The organism is Streptococcus sp. oral taxon 431 (assembly GCF_023110115.1).
Taxonomy (GTDB): Bacteria; Bacillota; Bacilli; order Lactobacillales; family Streptococcaceae; genus Streptococcus.
The window spans coordinates 1-22067 of sequence record NZ_JALDVP010000008.1; the positions used below are offsets into that span (position 1 = coordinate 1).

General features: G+C 38.7%; 29 protein-coding genes. 6 read left to right on the forward strand and 23 right to left on the reverse strand.

Annotated elements, in window-relative coordinates:
• Positions 1-377: 377 nt before the first annotated feature.
• From M1F91_RS08255 to M1F91_RS08310, 12 genes are all read right to left on the reverse strand, one after another.
• Positions 378-605 carry a 16S rRNA processing protein RimM gene (locus M1F91_RS08255; RefSeq protein ID WP_247913312.1) on the reverse strand — a complete coding sequence of 76 codons (228 nt, stop codon included), beginning with the start codon at positions 603-605 and terminating at the stop codon, positions 378-380.
• 73 nt (positions 606-678) lie between these two features.
• Positions 679-870, reverse strand: coding sequence for a hypothetical protein (locus M1F91_RS08260; RefSeq protein ID WP_247913313.1), 192 nt, complete (start codon positions 868-870; stop codon positions 679-681).
• A 262-nt stretch (positions 871-1132) separates the two neighbouring features.
• Positions 1133-1552, reverse strand: coding sequence for a DUF1492 domain-containing protein (locus M1F91_RS08265; RefSeq protein ID WP_247913314.1), 420 nt, complete (start codon positions 1550-1552; stop codon positions 1133-1135).
• A gap of 100 nt (positions 1553-1652) precedes the next feature.
• Positions 1653-1979 carry a hypothetical protein gene (locus tag M1F91_RS08270; protein ID WP_247913315.1) on the reverse strand — a complete coding sequence of 109 codons (327 nt, stop codon included), beginning with the start codon at positions 1977-1979 and terminating at the stop codon, positions 1653-1655.
• 132 nt (positions 1980-2111) lie between these two features.
• On the reverse strand, positions 2112-2732 hold the full coding sequence (locus M1F91_RS08275; RefSeq protein WP_247913316.1) for a hypothetical protein: 621 nt from the start codon (positions 2730-2732) through the stop codon (positions 2112-2114).
• 101 nt (positions 2733-2833) lie between these two features.
• Entirely contained in the window at positions 2834-3004 is a 171-nt protein-coding gene (locus tag M1F91_RS08280) for a hypothetical protein (RefSeq protein ID WP_247913317.1), read from the reverse strand.
• A gap of 402 nt (positions 3005-3406) precedes the next feature.
• A complete protein-coding gene (locus M1F91_RS08285) occupies positions 3407-4315 on the reverse strand; it encodes an ATP-binding protein (protein ID WP_247913318.1) in 909 nt (302 codons plus the stop codon).
• Positions 4316-4326: 11 nt separating this feature from the next.
• Positions 4327-5088, reverse strand: a complete 762-nt coding sequence (locus tag M1F91_RS08290) for a DnaD domain protein (protein ID WP_247913320.1) — start codon at positions 5086-5088, stop codon at positions 4327-4329.
• Positions 5089-5097: 9 nt separating this feature from the next.
• Positions 5098-5364 carry a DNA-binding protein gene (locus M1F91_RS08295; RefSeq protein WP_247913321.1) on the reverse strand — a complete coding sequence of 89 codons (267 nt, stop codon included), beginning with the start codon at positions 5362-5364 and terminating at the stop codon, positions 5098-5100.
• 13 nt (positions 5365-5377) lie between these two features.
• Positions 5378-5569: a hypothetical protein gene (locus tag M1F91_RS08300; protein WP_247913322.1), complete on the reverse strand. Its 192-nt coding sequence runs from the start codon at positions 5567-5569 to the stop codon at positions 5378-5380.
• The gene (locus M1F91_RS08305; protein ID WP_247913324.1) at positions 5562-5855 is read right to left on the reverse strand and encodes a hypothetical protein; all 294 of its coding nucleotides are present in this window, start codon (positions 5853-5855) and stop codon (positions 5562-5564) included. Before M1F91_RS08305 ends, M1F91_RS08300 begins: the two co-directional genes overlap by 8 nt.
• Before the next feature lie 339 nt (positions 5856-6194).
• Positions 6195-6383 carry a helix-turn-helix transcriptional regulator gene (locus M1F91_RS08310; protein ID WP_247913326.1) on the reverse strand — a complete coding sequence of 63 codons (189 nt, stop codon included), beginning with the start codon at positions 6381-6383 and terminating at the stop codon, positions 6195-6197.
• A 153-nt stretch (positions 6384-6536) separates the two neighbouring features.
• On the opposite strand from M1F91_RS08310, the gene M1F91_RS08315 reads away from it, so the two are divergent.
• Both M1F91_RS08315 and M1F91_RS08320 read left to right on the forward strand, forming a co-directional pair.
• A complete protein-coding gene (locus M1F91_RS08315; protein WP_247913328.1) occupies positions 6537-7067 on the forward strand; it encodes a helix-turn-helix transcriptional regulator in 531 nt (176 codons plus the stop codon).
• 165 nt (positions 7068-7232) lie between these two features.
• Positions 7233-8396 carry a site-specific integrase gene (locus M1F91_RS08320; RefSeq protein ID WP_247913329.1) on the forward strand — a complete coding sequence of 388 codons (1164 nt, stop codon included), beginning with the start codon at positions 7233-7235 and terminating at the stop codon, positions 8394-8396.
• A 157-nt stretch (positions 8397-8553) separates the two neighbouring features.
• Here the strand turns inward: M1F91_RS08320 and rpsD are convergent, their stop codons facing one another.
• From rpsD to M1F91_RS08340, 4 genes are all read right to left on the reverse strand, one after another.
• A complete protein-coding gene (gene rpsD / locus M1F91_RS08325) occupies positions 8554-9165 on the reverse strand; it encodes a 30S ribosomal protein S4 (RefSeq protein ID WP_004253981.1) in 612 nt (203 codons plus the stop codon).
• A gap of 206 nt (positions 9166-9371) precedes the next feature.
• A complete protein-coding gene (locus tag M1F91_RS08330; protein ID WP_247913331.1) occupies positions 9372-10040 on the reverse strand; it encodes a TrkA family potassium uptake protein in 669 nt (222 codons plus the stop codon).
• A 13-nt stretch (positions 10041-10053) separates the two neighbouring features.
• The gene (locus M1F91_RS08335; protein WP_247913333.1) at positions 10054-11430 is read right to left on the reverse strand and encodes a potassium transporter TrkG; all 1377 of its coding nucleotides are present in this window, start codon (positions 11428-11430) and stop codon (positions 10054-10056) included.
• A 32-nt stretch (positions 11431-11462) separates the two neighbouring features.
• On the reverse strand, positions 11463-12227 hold the full coding sequence (locus tag M1F91_RS08340) for a nucleoside phosphorylase (RefSeq protein WP_247913334.1): 765 nt from the start codon (positions 12225-12227) through the stop codon (positions 11463-11465).
• Between the two features lie 176 nt (positions 12228-12403).
• Here M1F91_RS08340 and M1F91_RS08345 point away from each other — a divergent pair, with 176 nt between their 5' ends.
• The 4 genes from M1F91_RS08345 (at position 12404) to M1F91_RS08360 (ending at position 15593) form a co-directional block, all read left to right on the forward strand.
• Complete coding sequence (locus M1F91_RS08345; protein ID WP_006147789.1) at positions 12404-12856, forward strand: DUF3290 family protein; 453 nt, start codon at positions 12404-12406, stop codon at positions 12854-12856.
• Positions 12853-13485 (forward strand): DUF421 domain-containing protein, encoded by a 633-nt coding sequence (locus M1F91_RS08350; protein WP_049503388.1) that lies wholly within the window; start codon positions 12853-12855, stop codon positions 13483-13485. Before M1F91_RS08345 ends, M1F91_RS08350 begins: the two co-directional genes overlap by 4 nt.
• 117 nt (positions 13486-13602) lie before the next feature.
• Positions 13603-13806 carry a CsbD family protein gene (locus tag M1F91_RS08355; protein ID WP_000020982.1) on the forward strand — a complete coding sequence of 68 codons (204 nt, stop codon included), beginning with the start codon at positions 13603-13605 and terminating at the stop codon, positions 13804-13806.
• Between the two features lie 392 nt (positions 13807-14198).
• Positions 14199-15593 carry a vWA domain-containing protein gene (locus tag M1F91_RS08360; RefSeq protein ID WP_247913336.1) on the forward strand — a complete coding sequence of 465 codons (1395 nt, stop codon included), beginning with the start codon at positions 14199-14201 and terminating at the stop codon, positions 15591-15593.
• A gap of 42 nt (positions 15594-15635) precedes the next feature.
• Here M1F91_RS08360 and M1F91_RS08365 read toward each other — a convergent pair whose 3' ends face one another.
• The 7 genes from M1F91_RS08365 to M1F91_RS08395 all read right to left on the reverse strand — a co-directional run.
• Positions 15636-16100, reverse strand: a complete 465-nt coding sequence (locus M1F91_RS08365) for a LysR substrate-binding domain-containing protein (protein ID WP_348982810.1) — start codon at positions 16098-16100, stop codon at positions 15636-15638.
• A gap of 106 nt (positions 16101-16206) precedes the next feature.
• A complete protein-coding gene (locus M1F91_RS08370) occupies positions 16207-16830 on the reverse strand; it encodes a TetR/AcrR family transcriptional regulator (RefSeq protein ID WP_247913338.1) in 624 nt (207 codons plus the stop codon).
• A gap of 37 nt (positions 16831-16867) precedes the next feature.
• Complete coding sequence (locus tag M1F91_RS08375; RefSeq protein WP_247913340.1) at positions 16868-17950, reverse strand: ABC transporter permease; 1083 nt, start codon at positions 17948-17950, stop codon at positions 16868-16870.
• A 1-nt stretch (position 17951) separates the two neighbouring features.
• On the reverse strand, positions 17952-18668 hold the full coding sequence (locus tag M1F91_RS08380; protein ID WP_247913342.1) for an ABC transporter ATP-binding protein: 717 nt from the start codon (positions 18666-18668) through the stop codon (positions 17952-17954).
• Between the two features lie 133 nt (positions 18669-18801).
• Positions 18802-20037 carry a carbohydrate-binding domain-containing protein gene (locus M1F91_RS08385; RefSeq protein WP_247913343.1) on the reverse strand — a complete coding sequence of 412 codons (1236 nt, stop codon included), beginning with the start codon at positions 20035-20037 and terminating at the stop codon, positions 18802-18804.
• Between the two features lie 154 nt (positions 20038-20191).
• Complete coding sequence (locus M1F91_RS08390) at positions 20192-20755, reverse strand: sugar O-acetyltransferase (protein WP_247913344.1); 564 nt, start codon at positions 20753-20755, stop codon at positions 20192-20194.
• 149 nt (positions 20756-20904) lie between these two features.
• Positions 20905-22067: LPXTG cell wall anchor domain-containing protein (locus tag M1F91_RS08395; RefSeq protein WP_247913345.1), on the reverse strand; the 1163-nt coding region annotated here is incomplete at its 5' end.

Genomic DNA, 22067 nt, shown 5'->3' on the forward strand with positions numbered 1-22067 from the left:
GTTACCGCCGTGAAAAGGCGGTGTCTTAACCCCTTGACCAACGGACCCTGAGCTTTTTCAACTCTTTCTATTATACCTACTTTTTGAATCTTGTCAAGATATTGAGATAAATTTTTCTTATTTTTTGTTTTTTACAAAGAAAAAAGCCCACTGTTGTAGGCTTTCTGTAAGATATTTCTTAAAATTAAAGCATCTTGTTATCTTCCTATTATAGAGTACATAAAAACAGGCCTAAGCCTGCTCTATTTTTTACCCTGTTTTTACCAAAGTTTATTATTTATAAATAAGTAGAGAAAACACAAAGGGTAACTAAAAGGGGATTAAATTGATGAGTTCAGTAAGCAAGTAAATTGCACCTGTTATAGGTGCTTTTTATTTTAATAATACTGTACCTCTGTTTTAGACATGACATCTGACAATTTTTGGCCGTCAATATATAGGTTTATTAAGTCATCAAGAGAGGATACTACATACGTTTTAGCTCCTATAGAGACCTGTATATCTGTTGTAGAATTGGGTAAGATAGCACAGTCTTGTCCTTTGTAGACAAAAGAGGCGTCCCAACCGTTATCATATAACGCTTGTAAATCATCTAATATTGCCATATAAATCTAAATCCTTTTCCGTAGTGTTTTCTTCCAAACAAGGCAGGCAAGAGTGCCTAGGTTGTTCCAAGCACTATGCTACTGAAATGCTAAGAATTTCATCCTCAAAATACTCATAAAGAGTACCATCAACATCTACAAGTAAGGAGTCCATCTCCTCTGCATTGTCAAAGGCGTCACAATAGTCCTCTACAAATCCTCTAACTACCACGCCATCTTTAAGTGTGATAACTACATCTGTACGGTTAAATTCCCAGAGTTTCATTGCATTCCTCCTGCCCTTAGTTCAAACTCTTTGCTTTACAGTCATTGTTCTACCTTAATTTTACCATAACTCTTGTACCTTAGTAAAACCTTAGTATTTTTAAATACACAACCTCACCAAAACCTCACCATTAGAAAACTTCGATACCTTACCGTAACCTTACCGTTTTATGGTTCTAAAAAAGCCCTGTACCTTGCTAAAATCTTGCTATTTTTAAAGATGTTACCTTAGGGTAATCTTAGGGTTTTAACATAGGTATAAATCAATCCCCATTTACTATACCTGTTAAGTTTTCTATAGCTGCCTGTTTCGCCCGATAGATCGAGGATGTAGATTTACCTATTTCCTCAGCAACCTCCCAAGCGTCGAGATCATTCAAGTAAAAAAGCCTCAGAATAGAACGCTCAAAAGAATTGATCAGCTTATCAATTAGCTCAGATACTTCCATTCTTTCCTTAGTAAGGCGTTCAATTCTCTGTAGTATATCCTCTTTTAGTTTTAGAACACTTATAAGATTATTCTCTGCTGTATTTACCCTGCTTGTTTGTACTCTGGTAGTGCTCAGTTCTTGCTTTTTGATAATGCCACTTTCTAGAGCTTCAAGCTCCAAATATAAGCTCTCTATTTCTTTATTGATCCACTTGACGCCCTCTAGTTTTTCTTTTACCTGCTCTGGTGTCATGCCTTGACCTCCTTTTGTGGTATAATAATATTATTGAGATTATAGCTGAGACAGAGAGTGTCTTGGCTTTTTTTGTTTTAGTTAAGTCCAAAAACGGACATTACTCATAGTATTCAACGTACTCAGGATCTCCGAAAAGACTTTCTGGCAATCCACAAACATCTATTAGGCGTTGTACTACTTGTACGTCTATCATTATCTCGCCCTTTTCTGTTATGTGATAGTATTTCTTATGTAAAGAGCCTAAATATACCCCGTTTTTATAGATTGAAAGGCTACCACTTCTACTAGGTAAAAGGCCTGTGTAAGTTTGGCGTAGCCCATGCTTAAAGGCGTTTTTATTGCCAGTTTTAGGTTGCCTGTTGCCTCTATTGCCTTTTGCTACCTGGTTGCCTGGTAAAAACCTACCTAAGTTATCTCTCTCCATCTTGTCCCCCTCTTATCGGTGTTCGTTTGGAAAAAAGCACCACTATATAACGCTCTAAACGCTCTGTAAACAGTCCTAAAAAGTGTACCAGGTATTTTATCACTGATACACTTTAAACTGATTTTATAAGCCTTAAGATAGCCCTAAAGCTGTATCAAAATGATTAGAGTAATTTTTCAAGGCCTCATCCATGTTTTCATAGGCTAAAACTAGCGTGAAAGCTAGGTCACTAGCAGAGCCTAGGCTGTCAATAATTGGAGTATCGTGATAAAACTCAGCATGCTGCTTGAATAGCTTTAATAGTTCAGTTAATCTATCCTCTTTCAGAATATAGCTAGGTAAAGCAATATTATTAGCTGCTCCGATTTCATGCAGTTTCTTAATAGCCAATGGGCTGCGCTTGTATTTCTCCAGGTAGCCTACTAACTCTTGCTCTGATACTTTCATCGTGCTCAACAAGTTCAACTCAGCGACTGTATCAGCCGTCACTGGTTCATACTCTGACTTGATTTTTTCTAGCTCTGTCTTTTCAATACTGTCCAGCTTAGCTAGAATGTTTGCATACTCAGCATTCAAATGCTGCTCTGCCTCTTGCTTATAGTTCTTCAAGCGTAGCTCTGCCTCAGACTGATACATAAGCCCTTTTTTGACTTTCTCAGCAAGGTCTTTTTGCATTGCTCCATAAGCTTCAATCTTTTGTTGCTTATAAGTTCCTAGGCTATCAATTTGAGCCTTAAGTTGTTGTAGTGTCATGGTATTATACCTCTTTCTTTTTTGCTTTGACTAAAACAAAAAGAGACATGACAAAGAGTGTTTAAACTCTTATATCATGCCTCTAGTTTTCTAGTCAGCAGCTAAATTTTTTCTTTTTGCCTAGTTTCCTTTTGAATGGGTTTACCATCTTGTGTTTTGATGATTAGACTACCAAACTCTGGTAACTTGGCTGACTTAATTATACCATTTTTTGAGAATAAAACAAACCCTTTATCTAACATATTTTTAAGTTGTTCTGCATTTAGTGCCATATTAAACCCCCTCTAGTTCAGGTGTACTTACAGGTACACCCGTAAACATTAAATAGTTTGGCCTGTAGTTATAACTACGCTACAACAAGTGTACAAACAGGTACGATTGTAAGCTAACCCTAAAATGGGTTAGCTTTGAGCGACAAAAATGTCGAAAAGTCTTCGGTTCCTGTATCAGCGTTATTAGTTTTGTTTGCTACTCATTTTTGAGTCACAAATCTGTTAAGCAAAAATGACTAATAGCTTGAAAGATAAGTAAATGTTGTAATACTTGTAGCCCTAAAGCGTTGATATAACTGATATTTTCAACTATTCAACGCTTTTTACTACCCTTTTTAGTGTACTTTAGCTCATTTTTGAGCTTTTTTGAGTTCCATTTTTGGAATGCAAAACCTGCACCTTTTAAGGGTGCACCTGCACCCAGTGCATACTCATCTTTGAGCTGTTACTCTTTTTTGAGTAATAGCCTTGAGCGACTTTATCTTTTAGGCTGCTAATTGAGTATCGTTTATCCTTAATCGTGAATGACTTGAAAAAGTTACCCTCTAGACCTGTTCTGACACGGCTGGCCACTCTGTCGCTATACATACTAGCGATTTCTGAGCTACTCAAGTTTGTAGTGATGATGGTTTTTTCTCTGTTGCTGAGAATATCAAAGATAAACTCTTCTTCCCAGGCAGACTTACCCTTATTGTTTAGGCTATCTGATTTTATACCTAAATCATCCAGTACCAGGTAATCAACCTCTTTTAACATTCTTGAGTAGTGTCCCTCTAGGCTAGTAGGAGAGCTAAAGCTCTCTCTAACTCGTCTAAGGATTTCTGTTAAATTGACAAATAGCACGCTTTTAGGCTCTCCTTTGGCCTTGTAGCCCTCGTTTATAGCCTTAGCAATAGCAACGCTTAAATGGCTTTTCCCTATGCCTGTAGATCCTGTAAATAAGGTATTCCCTGTCATACCGTCTAGGTATTTAGTCACTTGTCCTTTAGCAAACTCCAGTAGTTGCTTTTCTTCGGCTGTTTCAGCTATAAAATTCTCAAAACTAGCCTCTTTCAGCTCTCTAGGCATTGTACTGTCACGCATAAGGACATTGTAGGTTTTCAGATATGTCACAGCGTTTAGTTCATTGGCCACCGTCTCTTGTTTTTGTCTTTCTATTAGCTCCTGTGTACATTCAGGACAAAACTCTTGTGTGTTCCGTTCCTTGCTCCCTCTAATAGGTGTTGAAATTTGCCAAAAATTAACGTGGTGCACTTCACACACCTTGTCACTAATTTTTCTGTTGTTATATTGCTCAAATTTATCTTCCATTGCATACCCTCCTAAAATGGGTTTTCCTCTGTTCGTGTTTTTAGCCATTCTTCACGGCTAGTAGGCTCAGCTTGTTTAGGTGACTGTTTCAGCTTTTGCCTTTGTTCCTCATGCTGCTTAACTTGCTCTACTGTTTTAAGTCCTAGCCCCTGCCAATTTGAAAGAATTGACCTGGTATATCTAATTGACTTACCAGCATTCAGGATAGTTACCTCAAGAGCATAGATAACTAGCTCTTTACCGTGGATTTCTAGCAGGTCTCTCACTTCTTCCATCATTGTCCCATTGACTGACATTTGACCAAAAGCAGACTTTAATTTTTCAAAGATTGGATTTTCGTCCTCGTCTTTCTGACTTGACCTAGATTGACTTGACTTATATTGACTTGACTTATATTGACTTATATTGGGTAAACCTACGGTTTCCTCTTGGTTGTCACTTGGTAAACCAGTAAATTCTTCAGGTGGTTTTTCTAATAAATGCTTATAGATACTAGGACTATATCTATCTTTTCTAACTGTATTTTGTTCATGAAAATCCACAATAAAATAAACCATCTCATCATTTAGAGGCCTTATAAAATCCTTGATTATTAGTAATCTCAGATTATCCTCACTAACTCCTATCATCCTAACAACAGGAAAAGCCTCTACTATCCCATCATCATCTGAGTTTTGAATTAAGTGAAAGTATAGAGCTTGCGCCTCTAGTGGTAACATTAAAAATCTCTGAGTTTGGGTTATCGTCTTGCTTATCATTCTTCTATTTCCCACGCTTACCCCCTAGTCTACTGCAAGAAAGTTGTATATATCACTTTTGCGATAATAAATTTTCTTGCTGTTTTCAAAAGGCGATTGATACGGCTTTAAACCGTGTTTCTCCCAATTATTCAACGTAGTCCCACTAATTCCTAGCTTAGCTAGTAAATCAGCTCTAGCGATTAAATCCCAGCCGTCATTGTGTTGCTGCTCAAGCTCAAGCCTTTTCTCTAAGTGGTCTCCCACTTTTTCCAATAGCTCAAGCTCTGCCTCTCTTGATAATAGTTGCATATTACACCCCTTTCTAATTGTTTTTCTCGCTTGCAAGCTGAATATAACGCCCATAGCAAGGGTTTAAATCTTTGCTAGGTGTTTCTGTTGTCTGCTTTAAAAAATCGCGTTTATGCCTCTCTATTCGATTTAAACAAAGGAATAATAAGCCGATAGCTAAAAGTAGAATGATTGCCTGTGTATTGGTTATATCTAATTCATTCATGTTGCGCCTCCAGCTCTTTAGCGTTGTCATTGTTCAAAAGCAAAAAGGATATTTCGTTTAGACGGTCACATAGGTTTTCATTTTGGGCGTATGCTGTATCGATGTATTTTTTAGCAAGCCATAAGAATGTGGTTGTATCTTCCTGTAGTGAAAACTCTAGTCCCTCAAGAGCTAGGTTACTCATTTTTAAAATGTTCATGATATCGGTTAATTCGTTCCCTAATTCTGCTATTTTCTTAGCTGATAACAGGACTTGTTGGCTTGATGTTTCTTTTGTTATTGTCATCTTGTTTACCTCAATTATATTTTATTTGTATAGTTGCTCCAGGACTTTCTTCCAAAATTGGGAAAAAGTCATAGAACCTTTTTAATGCCTTTCCTGCCACTCTTATTCATGCTCTGAGTCGCCAAATTGAAAGCATGAATAAGAACCAGTTTAAAGAGTTAGTGCTCTCTCGTTTGGGCACAAATCACTATTTTGTGATATAATTAAATAAATACCTAACTAAATCCCATACTTGCTATTTTGGTTTTAGTTGTTTAAGTGAAAAGCCTTGCTAGTTTGCCGACTGTTTAGGCTTTTTTTGTTGCTCAGATTTCTTTTAGTGAAAGGTAGCAAGAAATCTTATAAATCTTCTACTAGCCAGTTCATGACTGCCTCATAGATACGCTTAGGAGCGTCATAGTCTCCATTTTCAACTTTGGTATAGGTTTGTGGTTTAATACCTAATTCCTCAGCTACAGCCTTTTTTGTCTGCTGAACTTTAGCACGTTTAACACGTACCTTTTCAGCTAATTCCGTTGAAATAAACATATTGCCCTCCTTTCTAAACAGACTTTTTTGTCCGTTTTCAAGTTTATAATACAGACTTTTTTGTCCTTTGTCAAGTATTTTATTTAAAAAAACAGACTTTTTTGTCTTTTTTCTCCTTTTGTGTTATAATCGTTTCTGAAAGGTAGCAACAAAATGATAAAAAATAAACTTAAGGAGCTTAGAAAAAAAGCAGGCTTGTCTCAATTAGACATAGCAAATAAGCTCAATATATCTGTAAAAACTGTCTCACGATGGGAAAACTTAGAAACAGATATTAAGCCTAATAAAGCAGAAGAGTTAGCAAAATTGTTAGGAGTATCTGTTCCTATACTACTTGGTTATGGGTATCAAGAACCTATTAAACACCTTTCTTGGGAGTGTAATATACCTAAACTAAGAAAAGAAAAAGGTATAACCCAAGAAACACTCTCAAAAGAGACTTCTATCCCTTTAGAACTTATAAAAGAATGGGAGAATAATCACGGTAGTTACTCAGCTGAACAGTTAGAAAAATTAGAAGAATACTTCGAAGTTCCTATCCCTGAAATAATAGGATATTCCATTGCTCACTCAGAATTAAGAGATTTGATAGAGTTACTTTCAGAAGATAGCAAACAAAAACTATTAGCTTACGCCAAAGACTTGAAAGCCTTAGAAGATTTCAACAAAGCAAATAACCTCTAAAACGCTCTCTAAGCGATTTTATAGATTAGTGGTACAATTTATCATCACACCTAAAACAAACGAAAATAGGGCTATTCTCGTAGCTCTCAGCACCATATAAAAACAATATTCATAAATACTTAACTAAATCCCATACTTGCTTACTGATGTTAGAAAGGTATGACTATGAATATTACAGAATACAAAAAGAAAAACGGTGCTACAGTGTACCGTGCAAGTGTTTATTTAGGCGTTGATAAACTTACAGGGAAAAAGGCTAGGACAACAGTCACGGCCAACACTAAAAAGGGCGTTAAAATCAAAGCTAGAGAGGCTGTCAATGCTTTTGCAGCTAATGGATATAGCGTAAAGGAAAAACCAACCATTACAACCTATAGAGAGCTAGTCGCTTTATGGTGGGAGAGTTACAAGAATACAATTAAGCCTAACTCTCAGCAAACTATGGAGGGTATCGTAAGAATTCATATTTTGCCTGTTTTTGGCGATTACAAGCTAGATAAACTTACTACTCCCATTATTCAGCAACAAGTCAATAAGTGGGCTGACAAGGCCAATAAGGGCGAAAAAGGGGCATATGCAAACTATAGCTTTCTAAACAATATAAATCGCCGTATTCTCCAGTATGGAGTTACAATGCAAGCGATCCAACACAACCCAGCTAGAGATGTCATTATCCCACGTAAGCAACAAAATAAAGAGCACAAAGTCAAATTTTTCAGCAACCAGGAACTTAAACAGTTTTTAGACTACCTGGATAACCTAGACTTGTCTAGCTATGAAAATTTCTTTGACTACGTTCTTTATAAGACATTGCTTGCTAGTGGTTGCCGTATAGGAGAGGCTTTAGCTCTTGAGTGGTCTGACATTGATCTTAAAAAAGGCATTATCAGTATTTCTAAGACTTTGAATAGATACCAGGAAACAAACACGCCTAAATCTAAATCAGGACTAAGAGAGATTGACATCGATACAGCTACAGTAGCACTTCTTAAGGAATATAAAAAGCGCCAACAAATCCAGGCATGGCAACTAGGGCGGTCTGTGAGTATTGTCTTTACTCCTTTTACCACAAAATACGCCTACGCTTGCTTACTGAGAAAGAGGCTACAAGTCCATTTTAAAGCTGCTGGCGTTCCTGATATTAGTTTCCATGGTTTCAGACATACTCACGCTACGATCATGCTATACGCTGGCATAGAGGCAAAAGATTTACAGTATAGACTAGGACACTCTAATATCTCAATGACTTTAAATACTTATGTCCATGCTACCAAAGAGGGTGCAAAAAAAGCCGTCTCAATCTTCGAGGCAGCTATCAGCAATTTATAAATAAAAAAGGGTGCTCCGTTTTGGAGCTACCCTATTACTATACCTAAAATTAGTTATGGGTAACTAAAAGGGTAGTAAAATCAAAAAAAGCACTCTAGAATAGAGGCCTAGAGTGCTTAGTTTCAAGGCTTTACAGCCTATCTTATCCAATAAAATATTACAACATCTTGTTGTAGAATTCAACGATAAGTGCTTCGTTGATTTCTGGGTTGATCTCATCACGTTCTGGCAAACGAGTCAATGAACCTTCCAATTTTTCAGCATCGAATGATACGAATGCTGGGCGTCCAAGAGTAGCTTCAACCGCTTCAAGGATTGCTGGAACTTTCAATGATTTTTCGCGAACTGAGATTACTTGACCTGGAGTTACGCGGTATGATGGGATATCAACACGTTTTCCGTCAACAAGGATGTGACCGTGGTTTACGAATTGACGAGCTTGACGACGAGTAGTCGCAAGACCAAGACGGTAAACTACGTTATCCAAACGACGTTCCAAAAGAAGCATGAAGTTGAAACCTAGGATTCCGCCCTTGATTTTTGTAGCTTGTACGAACAAGTTACGGAATTGTTTTTCACCTACTCCGTAAGTGAAACGAAGTTTTTGTTTTTCAGCCAATTGCAAACCGTATTCTGACAATTTAGAACGGTTGTTTGGTCCGTGTTGTCCTGGTACGTAGTTACGACGTGCCAATTCTTTACCTGTACCTGTAAGTGAAAGGCCGAGGCGACGAGCTTGTTTCCAAGATGGTCCTGTATAACGTGACATATGTATGTCCTCCTAATATAAATATAATTTCGGCGGAAATAGTCACTTAGAAAGCCCTGATTCGTGCAGATGCCCTTCGCCTAAACAGCCAAGGTTACTTGTTATAAGACACCTGTTGACGAGCTTCATGCTTTCCTGCTGCTATTTCACACAAAGGCTATTGTACCATGAAATACTGCATTTGTAAAGAGAATTTTCTATCTATTTTATTTTTCGTTAAATTTAGATAAGGTATCCAAATATTGGTTATTAATCACCGCCATGATATAGGTATCAGGTTTTAATAAGTCATTCGGCCCAAACTGAACATCCAAGGGAGCATTTTCATAGTCACGAAAACCAAGAATATTGAGATTGTATTGTCCTCGAAGGTCAAGTTCACTTAGACTCTTACCTGCCCACGTTTGTGGAATTTTCATCTCAACAATAGAGACATTTTTGTCCAACTGAAAAACATCAACGCTGTTATTAAATAAAATAGTCTGTGCCAATGAGCGCCCCATTTCAAACTCTGGTGAGATGACTGAATCTGCGCCAATTTTTTCAAGGACTTTTTTTGCTGTATGGCTTTTAACCTTAGCAATAACAGTTGGTACTCCTAGACTCTTGCAATGCATGACTGCAAGCACACTAGATTCTAAATTTTCTCCAGTTGCCACCACAACTGTATCGCAGGTATCAATTCCTGCTGAGAGCAAGAGCTCTTCATCGGTAATATCTCCAACAACTCCACGTACCAAGACTGGTTCGAACTGATTGATTCGCTCCTCATGGTCGTCAATGGCGATTATATTTATATCATGCTGAGCGAGAGCAGTAAGTACACTACTTCCAAAAATACCCAAACCTAAAATTCCAATTGTCCGATCTGACATAGTTTATCCTTTCTTATCCTATGGTAATATCTGCTTTCATATAGTGGATCATATCTTTCTTATCTGGTTGATACTCAGCCAAACTAACTAATAGAGTCAGTGGCCCAATTCGTCCGATAAACATCAGTAGCATGATAATGCTAAGAGCTAATCTGCCTAACTCTGGTGTCAAATTTGCAGTTACTCCGACCGTAGCAAGAGCTGAAATTGTCTCGAACATGATGTAGATAAAGCGCGGATTCCCCTCTGCGGTTACCCCTAACAGGATCAAGCCCAGCAAGAAAGTTAGCAAGAAGATAATAAAGACACTGAATGATTTTTGGACTGTCCGAGGTAAAATTGTTCTTCGAGCTACATTGGCATGAGGCAAGCCTAAAAGCTCACTGCGTGCAAATACTAATAATACAAAAAAGGTTGTGATTTTAAGCCCCCCGGCTGTTCCACCAGGCGCCCCACCGAGAAACATCTGCAAAATATAGATCATCAAGGTAACAGGCCTAGCCTGAGTAAAATCAATAGAAGCAAAACCCGCCGTTCTCATGCTAACTGTTTGGAAGAAACTGACTAGCAATTTATCAGGGATGCTGAGATTGCCAATCGTTCCCGGATTGTTCCACTCTATCAAGAGGGTTGAAACTGTTCCAGTAAATAAAATTCCAGCTGTCAAGAAGAGAACCAACTTGGTATGGAAGCGAAGCCGACGTTTTTTCTTGCTCAACTGCGTGGCCAGGTCAAACCAAACCATGAACCCTAGACCGCCTGTGATGATCAAAGCAGCAAGCACTAGATTAATCAAAGGATCAGTTTGAAAAGCTACTAAACTTGTACTTCCAAAATTATCAAAACCAGCATTACAGAAAGCTGAAATAGCTACGAAGATAGAGGTAAAAATTCCTCGGCCCCAACCAAATTCCGGAACAAAACGAAAACTTAACAGGAAGGCTCCGAGCCCTTCAACGATAAAAGTCGTCAAGAAAATCGAACGTATGAAAACCATTAAAGACTGAGTTTCTCCATAACTAAAGCTCTCCAGAATTGTTTCACGGCTACGAAGACTTAGCTTTTGCTTACTTTGAATATAAAAGACCCCTATAAAGGTCATGAGACCCAAACCACCAATCTGGATCAAAAACATACAGATTAACTGACCCCAGATGTTATATGTAGTAGCTACTGGTTGAGTAAAGAGTCCTGTCACACAGACCATAGATACTGCTGTAAAGAGATGGTCGAAATAGGTCGCTTGGGAGCTTGTTGCTTGCACAAATGGCAGACTCAAAAGAAGAGAGCCTGCGAAAATAACCAAAGCAAAACTTAAAAAAATTCGACGAGCAGGTGATAAACGCCCCAAGGTCGTGTTTATTTTTTCCGAAAATGATTTGAATAACATAGTTACATTGTACCATAAAACAGTTAAAGCAGTCACATATGACTAACAATTTCAAGACAGAGTTCTAAGGCCTTGTCAAAAGCTTCTGCGCCCCAATCGCGCTGGTCATAGTTATCAAGATCTGCCAATGAATCAGCCGTGAACAGCAACTCACCCCAAACGACCCCTCGAAGCTGGGCTACTGCCGCAAGAGCGGAGCACTCCATCTCCACAACTGCACAGCCTTCTTCCTTGCGATAGGCAACTTTTTCAGCTGTTTCTCGGTAAAAACCATCTGTCGACCAAGTCATAACCTCTTCATAAGGAATGCATAGTTGTTCCAAGACCTGCTCGATAGCAGAAATCGCTTCTACATGAACATCCATATAACGAGAAGGTGACGCATAATGGTAACTAGTTCCTTCATCACGCAGGGCCCAGACTGGAACCAGAAAGGCATTTTCTTCTATATTCGTTAACACGCCACAAGTGCCAGTAGAGATGATTTTCTCCACACCGTAGCCAATCAACCAATCCATAAACTGAGCTGCAGGAGCAGAACCGACAGGAGCTTGGGCTAGACACACTTTTTCGCCTTTGTAGCCTATGACATAAACTGGATAGGTTTTAGTGGCAGAAACAAACTCCCCTACGCACTCTGCTTCTATTTCCTGAGCATAGCGGTCAATCTCTTCTTCCAAAAATGCATAGATGCACTTCTTTGGTAACTGTAAATCCAAGCCTTCGTGATTCGGCATAATGACTGCCTGAGGATTATCATCAAACTCTAAAATAGGAATAGCGTGTTTTTGAATCATAGAGCACCCCCTCTAAATTTGTACTATTATAACAAAAGCTAAACGAAAGTCAAGATGGGAGAAAAACTTATCTTAAGTAGGAAACAACAATTAAATGCTTTTTCCTCTACTAACAAAATTGCTAAAACTTAGGAATTAGTTTATAATAGATTGAATTTGAAAAAGGGAGAAATCTTATGAAATTCTATTCATACGACTATGTTCTAAGCCAAATCAGTCAACAGGATTGGGTCATGATTATTGTGTCGACGCTCTTAGTGATTGTGACTGGATTCTTTGCATTTAAGGCTTTCAAAGATAAAAGAGGGAGTAAGTTCCGTGAATTATCGCTCATTTCTATTTTGACGTTAATTGCTTTTGTATTGATTAGCATTACGAATCTTCAAAACAACCAATCCAATGATAATCAATTTCGTAGTTCCTTGCACTTCATCGAAATTGTATCAAAAGAGTTAGGTGTTGATAAGAAAAATGTTTATGTCAACACATCAGCAGTGACTGATGGGGCGATTATTAAAGTAGGTGACAATTTTTATCGTGCCATTAGTGGGACTGACCAAGATAGCTATTTATTAGAAAAGATGGAACTCTATAAATCAGATGTGGAACTCGTGGAGGTTGAAAAATGATAAGCTTTTTTGCTACAATTGCAATTAAATTAGCCTTGGGGCTACTTTCTCTTGTTTTTGTTATTAACGTAACAGGTAAAGGAAATTTAGCACCAAGTTCTGCAGTAGATCAAATCCAGAACTTTGTTCTCGGGGGTATTATCGGTGGGGTTATCTACAATAGTTCCATCACTATCATCCAATACATTGTTATCCTCATCATCTGGACTATTCTCATCCTGCTCCTTAAATGGTTGAATACCAATATTTCCTTTTTCAAACACTTAATTGACGGGAAACCAACTATTATCATTAAAAATGGTAAGTTAGATCCTGAAGCCTGCCGCTCAAAAGGTCTTGCAGCTGCTGATGTTGCTCTTAAACTACGCGCTCAAGGAATTTTCCAATTGAAGGATGTCAAGAGAGCTGTGATTGAGCAAAATGGACAGCTGATTGTCGTAAGAATGGGTGACGAAAATCCTAAGTACCCAGTGATTACAGATGGTGTTGTCCAAGTTGAAATCTTAGAAACCATTGGCAAATCCGAGGAGTGGCTAACTGAGAAATTGAAAGAAGAAGGTTTCGAAGAAGTCTCAAATATCTTTATTGCTGAATATGATAAAGGTCAATTGAATGTTGTAACCTATTAAAAAAATAAACTGATACTTTTCGTATCAGTTTTTTGCTTTTTAGCAGAGAAGGGTATATACTTAAATTAGTATCTGATGTAATTTAGATAATACAAAAAATTAACGGAGGTATCCCCCATGTCAATCGAAGAAAAATTCAACCAAGCTAAAGGTTCTGTTAAAGAAGGTTTTGGTAAACTAACTGGCGATACAAAAACTCAAGCAGAAGGAGCTGCAGAAAAGGTAGCTTCAAAAGCTAAAGAAGTTGCTGAAGATGCTAAAGAAGCTGTCGAAGGTGCAGTATCTGGCGTGAAAAACATCTTTAAAAAAGATGGAGAATAATTCTTTCTCGTCCTAATATCCTAAAAACTCTTATTCCAAGCTTGTAATAATGCTAGGGATAAGAATTTTTTCTTTAAATTATTAGGTTTTTAAAGCGGTTGAAACCTATGTCCTGATTTAGAAACATAAATAAAGTGACTAGCTAGTATTTTTTACGACTAAAAAATATAGTAGAAATGCCGATAAAATAAGGATTCCTGCAAATTTGTGGGAATCCTATTTTCTTTTGCACACTTTGTTTATTTAAATTATTTTGTAAATATTTTTCTTGTTCGGTTTTTTATCAATAATTAGGGATATAAAGGTCGGCAAAACCCTTGATTATTATACCGTTGACAAGTTTTTCAAAAACCTGTATAATAGAAAAAACTTTATTAAAAAGGGGACGTATTTTGAAAAAATTTACTATTTCACGTAAACAAACTTTAACTTTAGCATCCGTTGTTTTAGGAACGATCTTCACAGGAACGACTATTGTTTCAGCTGATGACGTTGCTCCTAGCACAACCCAAGCTACTCCTAGCACAACCCAAGCTGCTCCTGCGGCTACTACAGCCGCAAAATCACCTATCACGGCTGCAACAGAAGAAATCAACGCCAAAGCCAATACACCAGTTGTTCCTGCTGATAAAGCAAAAACTGGCGATGTTATCGCTGTGGACGTAAAAAAAACTGGCCCATCTGCTAAAACAGACGGTGCAGATACAACCACTACTTCAACAGCAACCATCAAAACGACTAGCTTAGCCGATCAAGACACACCTGTTGGCACTTCAAAACCAGTCTCTTCTACCAAGACAGCTACATCAACCAAAGAAACAGCTGACTACACTGAGACAACAACTGAAACCGTCAACAAAACAAGCCTAGTCGAAGTTACAAAAGAAGCCGATGTGGTCAATAAAAAAGAAGTTCAAGGAACATCCGACATCGTCTTTGTCATTGATAAATCGTTCTCAATGGATTCCCACATCAATGATACGATGAAAAATGTTGAGACATTCGTCCGTAATTTATCTGCAAAAAATATCCAAGCACGCTTGGGATTGGTTGAATATGAAGACTCAGAGCATACGAAATACCATGATTTTAACGGATCAAAATTCACAACTGATCCAGAAAGTTTCATTTCTGCCCTGAAAACTATCAAAACCGGTGGTGCTGATGAAAATGCTACTGTTCCATTGCACCACATCGCTACTTCAGCGGACTACAACTGGGGGACTGGAGCAAACAATCATCGCTTTGCTTTCTTGATCACAGACGAAGACATTGATCTTACAAAAGATACACCAACCAAAGAAGCGACACTAAAGGCCCTTCAAGATGCCGGTATCTCTTTGACAGTGGTTGGTACAACATTTGACAAAAAAGACTTTGATTCATTGGTCAATGGGACAAATGGTCTTTACCTAAATATTAACAAAAACTTTGCTGACTTGTTGAACGTTCAATTTGCCAATAAAGTCGTTGAAACCGTCCAAAAAGGTCGTGTCTTCAAGGTACAAACAGACAAGTATGAGTTGATCTCAAAAACCCACCGTGTGGCAAAAGCAAAACCACAAACTCCTAGCATCCAAACGCCTGCAAAACCGACCGTATTCACACCTGCTAAAAACGAGCCTGCCAAAACCGCAGTCTATATCGCACCAGCAGCTCTTCCTCAAAAAGAAGCAAGTCTTCCAAATACAGGAAGCAAGACCTCAACTGCCTTGACAACTCTTGGCCTTGGTCTTCTTAGCATGGGTGCTGCCTTTGGCCTCTCTCGTAAAACAAAGAAAGACTAACCTGAAAAAGGCCTAATCATCTGATTAGGCCTTTTTCAATCTCTATTTCAAAAACTCTACCATCCATTGCTCGAGGCAATCCATAAACCGTTGGACAGCTGGAGATATCTTTTCTTTTTTAGGGAGGGCCATCCCAAGGGAAACGAAGCGCTTCGGACTGAGCGGAACTTGCACCACTTCTTCTTTCCAGTCTCTTGCAATCATAGCTTGGTTGAAGCTGACTCCTAGACCAGCCTTGACCATCTGATAGGTCGTAAAGCCGTCCTTGGTTGTGAATCGTGTCTGCAAAGTGTGTCCTTCTTTCTTGATTAAGCGGTCTTGGTCCGTATCTTGACCAGGTAAGGTATGAATAAAATCTTCTGTTTCCAGATTTTTTGCTTGATGACAAAAAAGCAGATGGAAAAACTCTCTGAGAAAGTCCTCTTCTCCTTCTGGGGAAAGTATACCGTTATTCGTTTTGCAACCTCCTGGTCCACTCGAAAGGAAGATGTAGAGACTTTGTGCCAGGTGATTGAAGAATTATAATAAAAATTTTAAATCCAACAACAAAAGGACATCAAGCAAATTATGTCCTTTTTGTGTTCTATTCAAGAAATATGATTACAATAAACTCCTATTTCCACAATCCACCTAAGATTTGTTTTTCTAACAAGTCTAAGTCCTCTTCCCTGATTTCGCCATTATCACCAACAATATATAGTTGAGAGAAGTAAGCTAACAAGGGGCCTACACAAATGCGAACCATTTGAGGAATTGTGATTTCAGGATTAATACGTGGATCGGTAAGCAATTCTTTGTGGAGTGCCAGTAGTTTATCCTGGATAGTATTCCAGATAAAAATCTGTTCATTTCTCAGTTTCTTATTAGAGAATATTTCATGCAAAATAATTTTCATCAAGGCACGATTTTTTTTGAGATAGGTCATGCGATTGTGGACGAGATAATGTACCTTTTCTTCTGTCGTTTCAAAAGTTAAAAGCTCGTCAAAAAAACTTCCGAAGAGTCCTGGAACTACAGGGTGTAGAATAGCCGTTAACAAATCGACTTTCGTTTTAAAATACTTAAACAAGGTAGCCTGACTGAGTCCAGCATGCTCCGCTATATGAAGAGTCGAAGTTCCATTATATCCCTTGGTCGACATGAGATCCACTGCTGACCGCATGATTTTTTTCTTCCCTTGAGGATAATCTGCTTCCTCTAAATAATCTTCAAACGATTCAAAAATAGTCTTATCCATTTAACATTCATACCTTATTGCTTTTTTGTATTCATCTTTAAACTTTACGGTAACGGCGCAAACCTACAATATTGAGAACTGTCAAAGCGACAAGGAAAAGTAGTAAAACACCGATATTAGGTAAAACTTCCCCAAGTCCTCGCCCGTAAAGAATAATCTGACTCATCGCATCACCAGAATAGGTCAATGGCAAAAATTTTCCTACCGTTTGAGCCCAGTCTCCCATAGATGACAATGGAATAATCCCTGAAAAAAAGAGCTGCAGCATAATCACAAGAGGAATAAATTGCATCATCTGGAATTCTGATTTGGCCAAGGTGGATAAGAGAATTCCAAAGGCTAATGCAACAAGAGCCAGTACTACATTAACTATTATAACATTAAATAGATTTCCGACAACTTCTACATCTAATAACCAAATGGCTACTAGGACTACGACTGCTGTTTGAAGAATCGCAATGAGACCGTAAGACAACATGTAACCATAAACAATCTCAGAACGTTTGACTGGTGTTGCTAATAAACGCTCTAGTGTACCGTTGGTGCGTTCTTTCAAAAGTGCCATACCTGAAATCAAAAAAACAAAGAAGAACACTACAAAGCCTATCAAAACTGGGATCATACTTGTAAAAATGCTTGTATTTTCATCACCATACTGGTAGGACTCCTTGATTTCTGGCGCTTTCACCTCCAAATTCAACTGCGGGAGAACTTGCTTAACACGAGCCAGTAATTGATTACTTCCTTCACTAGCGATACTAGTCCGCAATACTTGTCGAGTCGTAGATGTTTTAGAAGCATCTGTATTGGCATAATCGACCTGATATTCCCCATCTTTATAAGAAACCACCGCATCTACTTTTTCATCAGCCAAGTCTTTCTTCGCTTGATTGAGATTATTGTAAGTCTGTACATTAACATGGTCCAAATCATCCATTTTCGTCACCAAACTAGTTGGGAGATCTTGTGTCGCTAGTTTAATATTCACGGTTGTGCTAGCTGAAAACATAAGGTTCATCAACCACATAATGAAGACTGGGGCCACAAACATCATGGCTAGCGTTCGTTTATCACGAAGCAATTCTTTTATGACTTTTTTTGCAATGGCAATGGTTCTCATCTTACTCTCCTTCGGCTTTCAAAAAGACTTCTTCAATACTTGACACACCATAACTTTCTTTGAGATTTTTTGGGGTGTTAAAGGCAATGATTTTCCCGCCTAACAAAAGACCGACCTTATCTGTCAGCTCTGCCTCATCCATAACGTGAGTTGTGACCAAGTTCCCTACCCTCTTGTCTCTAAGCGCCATCAACTCTTGCCAGATTTTCTTTCGAAGAGAAGGGTCAATTCCAACTGTCGGTTCGTCCAAAATCAAGAGTTGCGGATTTCCTAAAAGCGCAATGGCTAGTGACAAGCGTCGCTTCATACCTCCAGAATAACCAGCTACGACCTTATTTAAGTGTTCTGTCAAATCTACCACTTGAACCACATGGGCAATTTCATCCTTTAAGTCTTTTTTGGAAAGACCTTTTAGCTGACCGAAAAATTCCAAATTTTCTTGTCCTGACAAAGCTTCATAAAGAGCATCGGACTGGGCCATATAGCCGATATCTCTCAGAATATGACGATTGGGCATGGTGCGGTCTAAGACTAAAGCGATACCCGCATCCGCCTTTTCCATCCCTAACATGGTTTTAATCATGGTCGATTTGCCAGAACCTGAAGGACCGATTAAGCCAATAATTTCTCCTGCCTGTAATTCAAAACCAACATGATTTAAGACCATTTGACGACCAAAAGATTTTTCTAAATCTTGTAAATGTAGCAATGTTTTCATTTACTTCCTCCTAGGTGAGCGAGCACTCACTTTATGACCATGAGACTATTATAGTGAGTGAACACTCACTTGTTAAGTAGAAAATTGAAAATTGAAAAAACCTCCCTTCTCTTTCGAGAAAGGAGATTTTCTTTTATGGTCGTCCACCAGGATCTCCATTTCCTTGAGGGCCACCGCCAGGTGCTCCTCCGCCTCCAGGCATCGAATTGACAATCTCAGTTTGTTTTTCACCATTGAAATAGATGTCTCCGCCTGTGTAAGTCGCTGTTCCATCAAAGTCAAAACCAGTTTGACCAGTCATTTTGATGGTTCCTCCCGTAACAGTAATGTTACCATTTGAGTCAATTGGATCCGTGTCCCCTTGACCAACTTCAACGGTTAAATTCCCACCATTCATAGTAAAGAAGATTTCACTTTGTTGGGCGTTTTTGTTGGCCGCATTGACACCATCATCTGTTGAGTATATGGTGATGTCTCCACCGTTGATAGTGATTGACTTACCTTCAAGCCCTTCTGTAGAATTCTTAACGGTATAGGTACCACTATCAATAACCAAATCACCTGATGCGTGGATACCATCATCTCCAGCAGTAACAGTGATGGTATTGTCAGAGAGATACATGGTTCCAACAGAAGTATCTTCATCATTGTCGACCTTAACTCCGTCTTCCTTGGCGTCGATAGTCATGGTTGTACCGGTAATGTTGAGTTCATCATTGACATTAAAGGCATCTCCAACTGCTGTGATGTTGTAGGTCCCACCCGTGATGTGAAGTGTATCGTTGGCTTTGATACCATTATTTTTCTTGCCGTCTACATTGAGAGTTCCTTTACCGTTGATGGTCAAGTCCACTTTGGAGAAGAGGGCTGCATCCGCTTTTTCGTCACTATTAGTAGCTGAATCTGAGAGGCTATTGGTTGTGCCATCTGCTAGAGTTAGGTAAACATGGCCAGCTGATGTAGCGGAAATAGCTGCATTGGTATTGGTCATGGTCACACCCTTTTGAACAATATGTACATCATCAGTCTTCTCGGCTTCAATCTTAATTTGAACTCCGTCGGATTGACCAGATATGACATAGGTTCCTGCCTTAGAGATTGTAACGGTAGATCCTGATACGGCAACTCCGTCACCTGATACCTTCGCTGTTGATCCTGACAAGGTTACAGTTGCTGCTGTCTTTTCATCATAAGAAGTATCATAGTCCTTGTCTGTAAAATAGCTAGTTTTCTTAGCTTCTGTAGTTGATGTCGTTTTCGTTGTCGCAGTATTGCTAGCTGTTGTATTTGAAGTTGACTGGGTACAAGCTGTTACCAGTGCTAGAGTTGCTATACTCGTTAATAAGAATGTCCATTTTTTTGCTTTCATGCTCATTTCCTCATTTTTCATTTACATGATCCTAGTCTACGGGACTTTCCTAAAAGAAGCCTAAACTTTTTCTGAAAGTTTTCTTAAGCCCATCCGAACTTCTTTAATAATCATTGCTTATGGTACAAAAAAGAACAGCATTTCGCTGTTTCTTTTAATTTTCTTTGACTGGAATTTCTTTGATAACTCGTGCTGGGTTGCCTGCCAGAACTACATTATCACCAAAAGATTTAGTAATGACAGCTCCTGCTCCTGCAACAACGTTATCACCTAGTGTAACACCTGGAAGGACAATAACCCCACCACCTGCCCAGAAGTTCTTGCCGATTGTAATTGGTTTCCCAAATTCTAAACCTGAATTTCGTTCATCTGGATCCAGTGGATGAAGGGGTGTTAAAAATTGGCAGTTAGGACCAATCATAGCATTGTCGCCAATGGTAATAGGACAAACATCCAACATGGTCAGATTCCAATTGGAATAGAAATTTTCTCCCAAATGAATATTGACACCATAATCCACTACCAAACGAGTATTGACATAGAGATTTTCACCAGTTGAACCAAACCAGCCTTTGATGATTTCCATACCTTTTACTGGATCGACTTCTTCATTAAAGGAAGCTTGCTTTTGTCGTGCTGATTGTGCTAGAGCACGAAGTTCTGGATCGAACGGGTGATAGGGTTCTCCCGCAATCATTTTTTGGTATTCACTTTTCATATCTTGATATCCTTGTTTATTTTACAAGATTGTAGCATAGTTCTATCCTTAAAACAAGCCACAAAGCAAAACGATAAAAAACTAGTACATCTTTGGATGTACTAGTTTTTAATTAGAAAGGTGACTTTTCCACTACTTTACAGAGTTGATTAGTCTTCTTTCTTTTTACGAGCGATAAGTCCAAATCCACTCAAGACACCTACTAAACCAAGAGCTGCAAGGCTAGCATGATCTTCAGTACCAGTATTTGGCAATTGAGGAGCATTTTCCTTAGCTGGAGCTGGTTTAACTGGAGCTTCTGGTTTTTCTGGAGTTACAACTTTCTTGTAGATGTGTTGGATGTTACCATTTGCATCTACAACAGTCTTCACAAACTCATATCCTGGAATATCTTTCTTAGGTTGTTCTCCATCCTCTGTTGGATATCCTGGAATTGGGTTTCCGTTTTCGTCAACATGAGTTGTTGTGATCTTTTCGTAGACATGTACTGTATCACCGTTTGGCAACTTCTTAGTTTCAACGAAGCGGTAACCTGGGATATCTTTCTTAGGATTTTCGCCGTCTTCTGTTGGATATCCTGGAATTTCATTTCCGTCTTTATCCTTGTGACTAGTCTTCACTTTTTCGTAGACATGTTCTGTGTCGCCGTTTGGAAGTTTCTTAGTCTCTACGAAGCGGTATCCTGGAATGTCTTTCTTAGGATTTTCACCGTCTTCTGTTGGATATCCTGGAATTGCTTTACCTTCTTTATCTACAAATGTAGTAACTGGTGTTACTGTTGGTGTGTATGTTGCAGAAGCTTTTGTTCCGTTCATATCTTCACGAACAACTGTAACAGATGGAGCTGTTCCTGTAAATTCAGGTTCTGGTTTGAAGGTTACTGTTCCGTCTGGTGCTACTGTGTAAGTACCAACACCTGGAATAGTCTTAGTTGTTGAACCATCGTCAAATGTAGCTGGAACATCATCATTCATTGGAACACGGCTATCACCTTCCTTGAATGTTGGTTTACCAGACTGTTCTTTACCTTTAGGTCCAATAGTTGTAGCTGGTTCTGCTGTTGGTGTTACTGGTGTTACTGTTGGTGTGTACTTAGCTGTTACTGGTGTACCATTCTTATCTACACGTTTAACAGTCACGCCTGTTCCTGTTCCTGTGAATGATTTTTCTGGTACGAAGGTTACAGTTCCGTCTGGTGCTACTGTGTATGTTCCTTCACCTGGAATTACCTTAGTTGTTGAACCATCTTCAAATGTTGCTGGAACATCGTCATCCATTGGTACACTTGGATTACCTTCTGTAAACTTAGGTT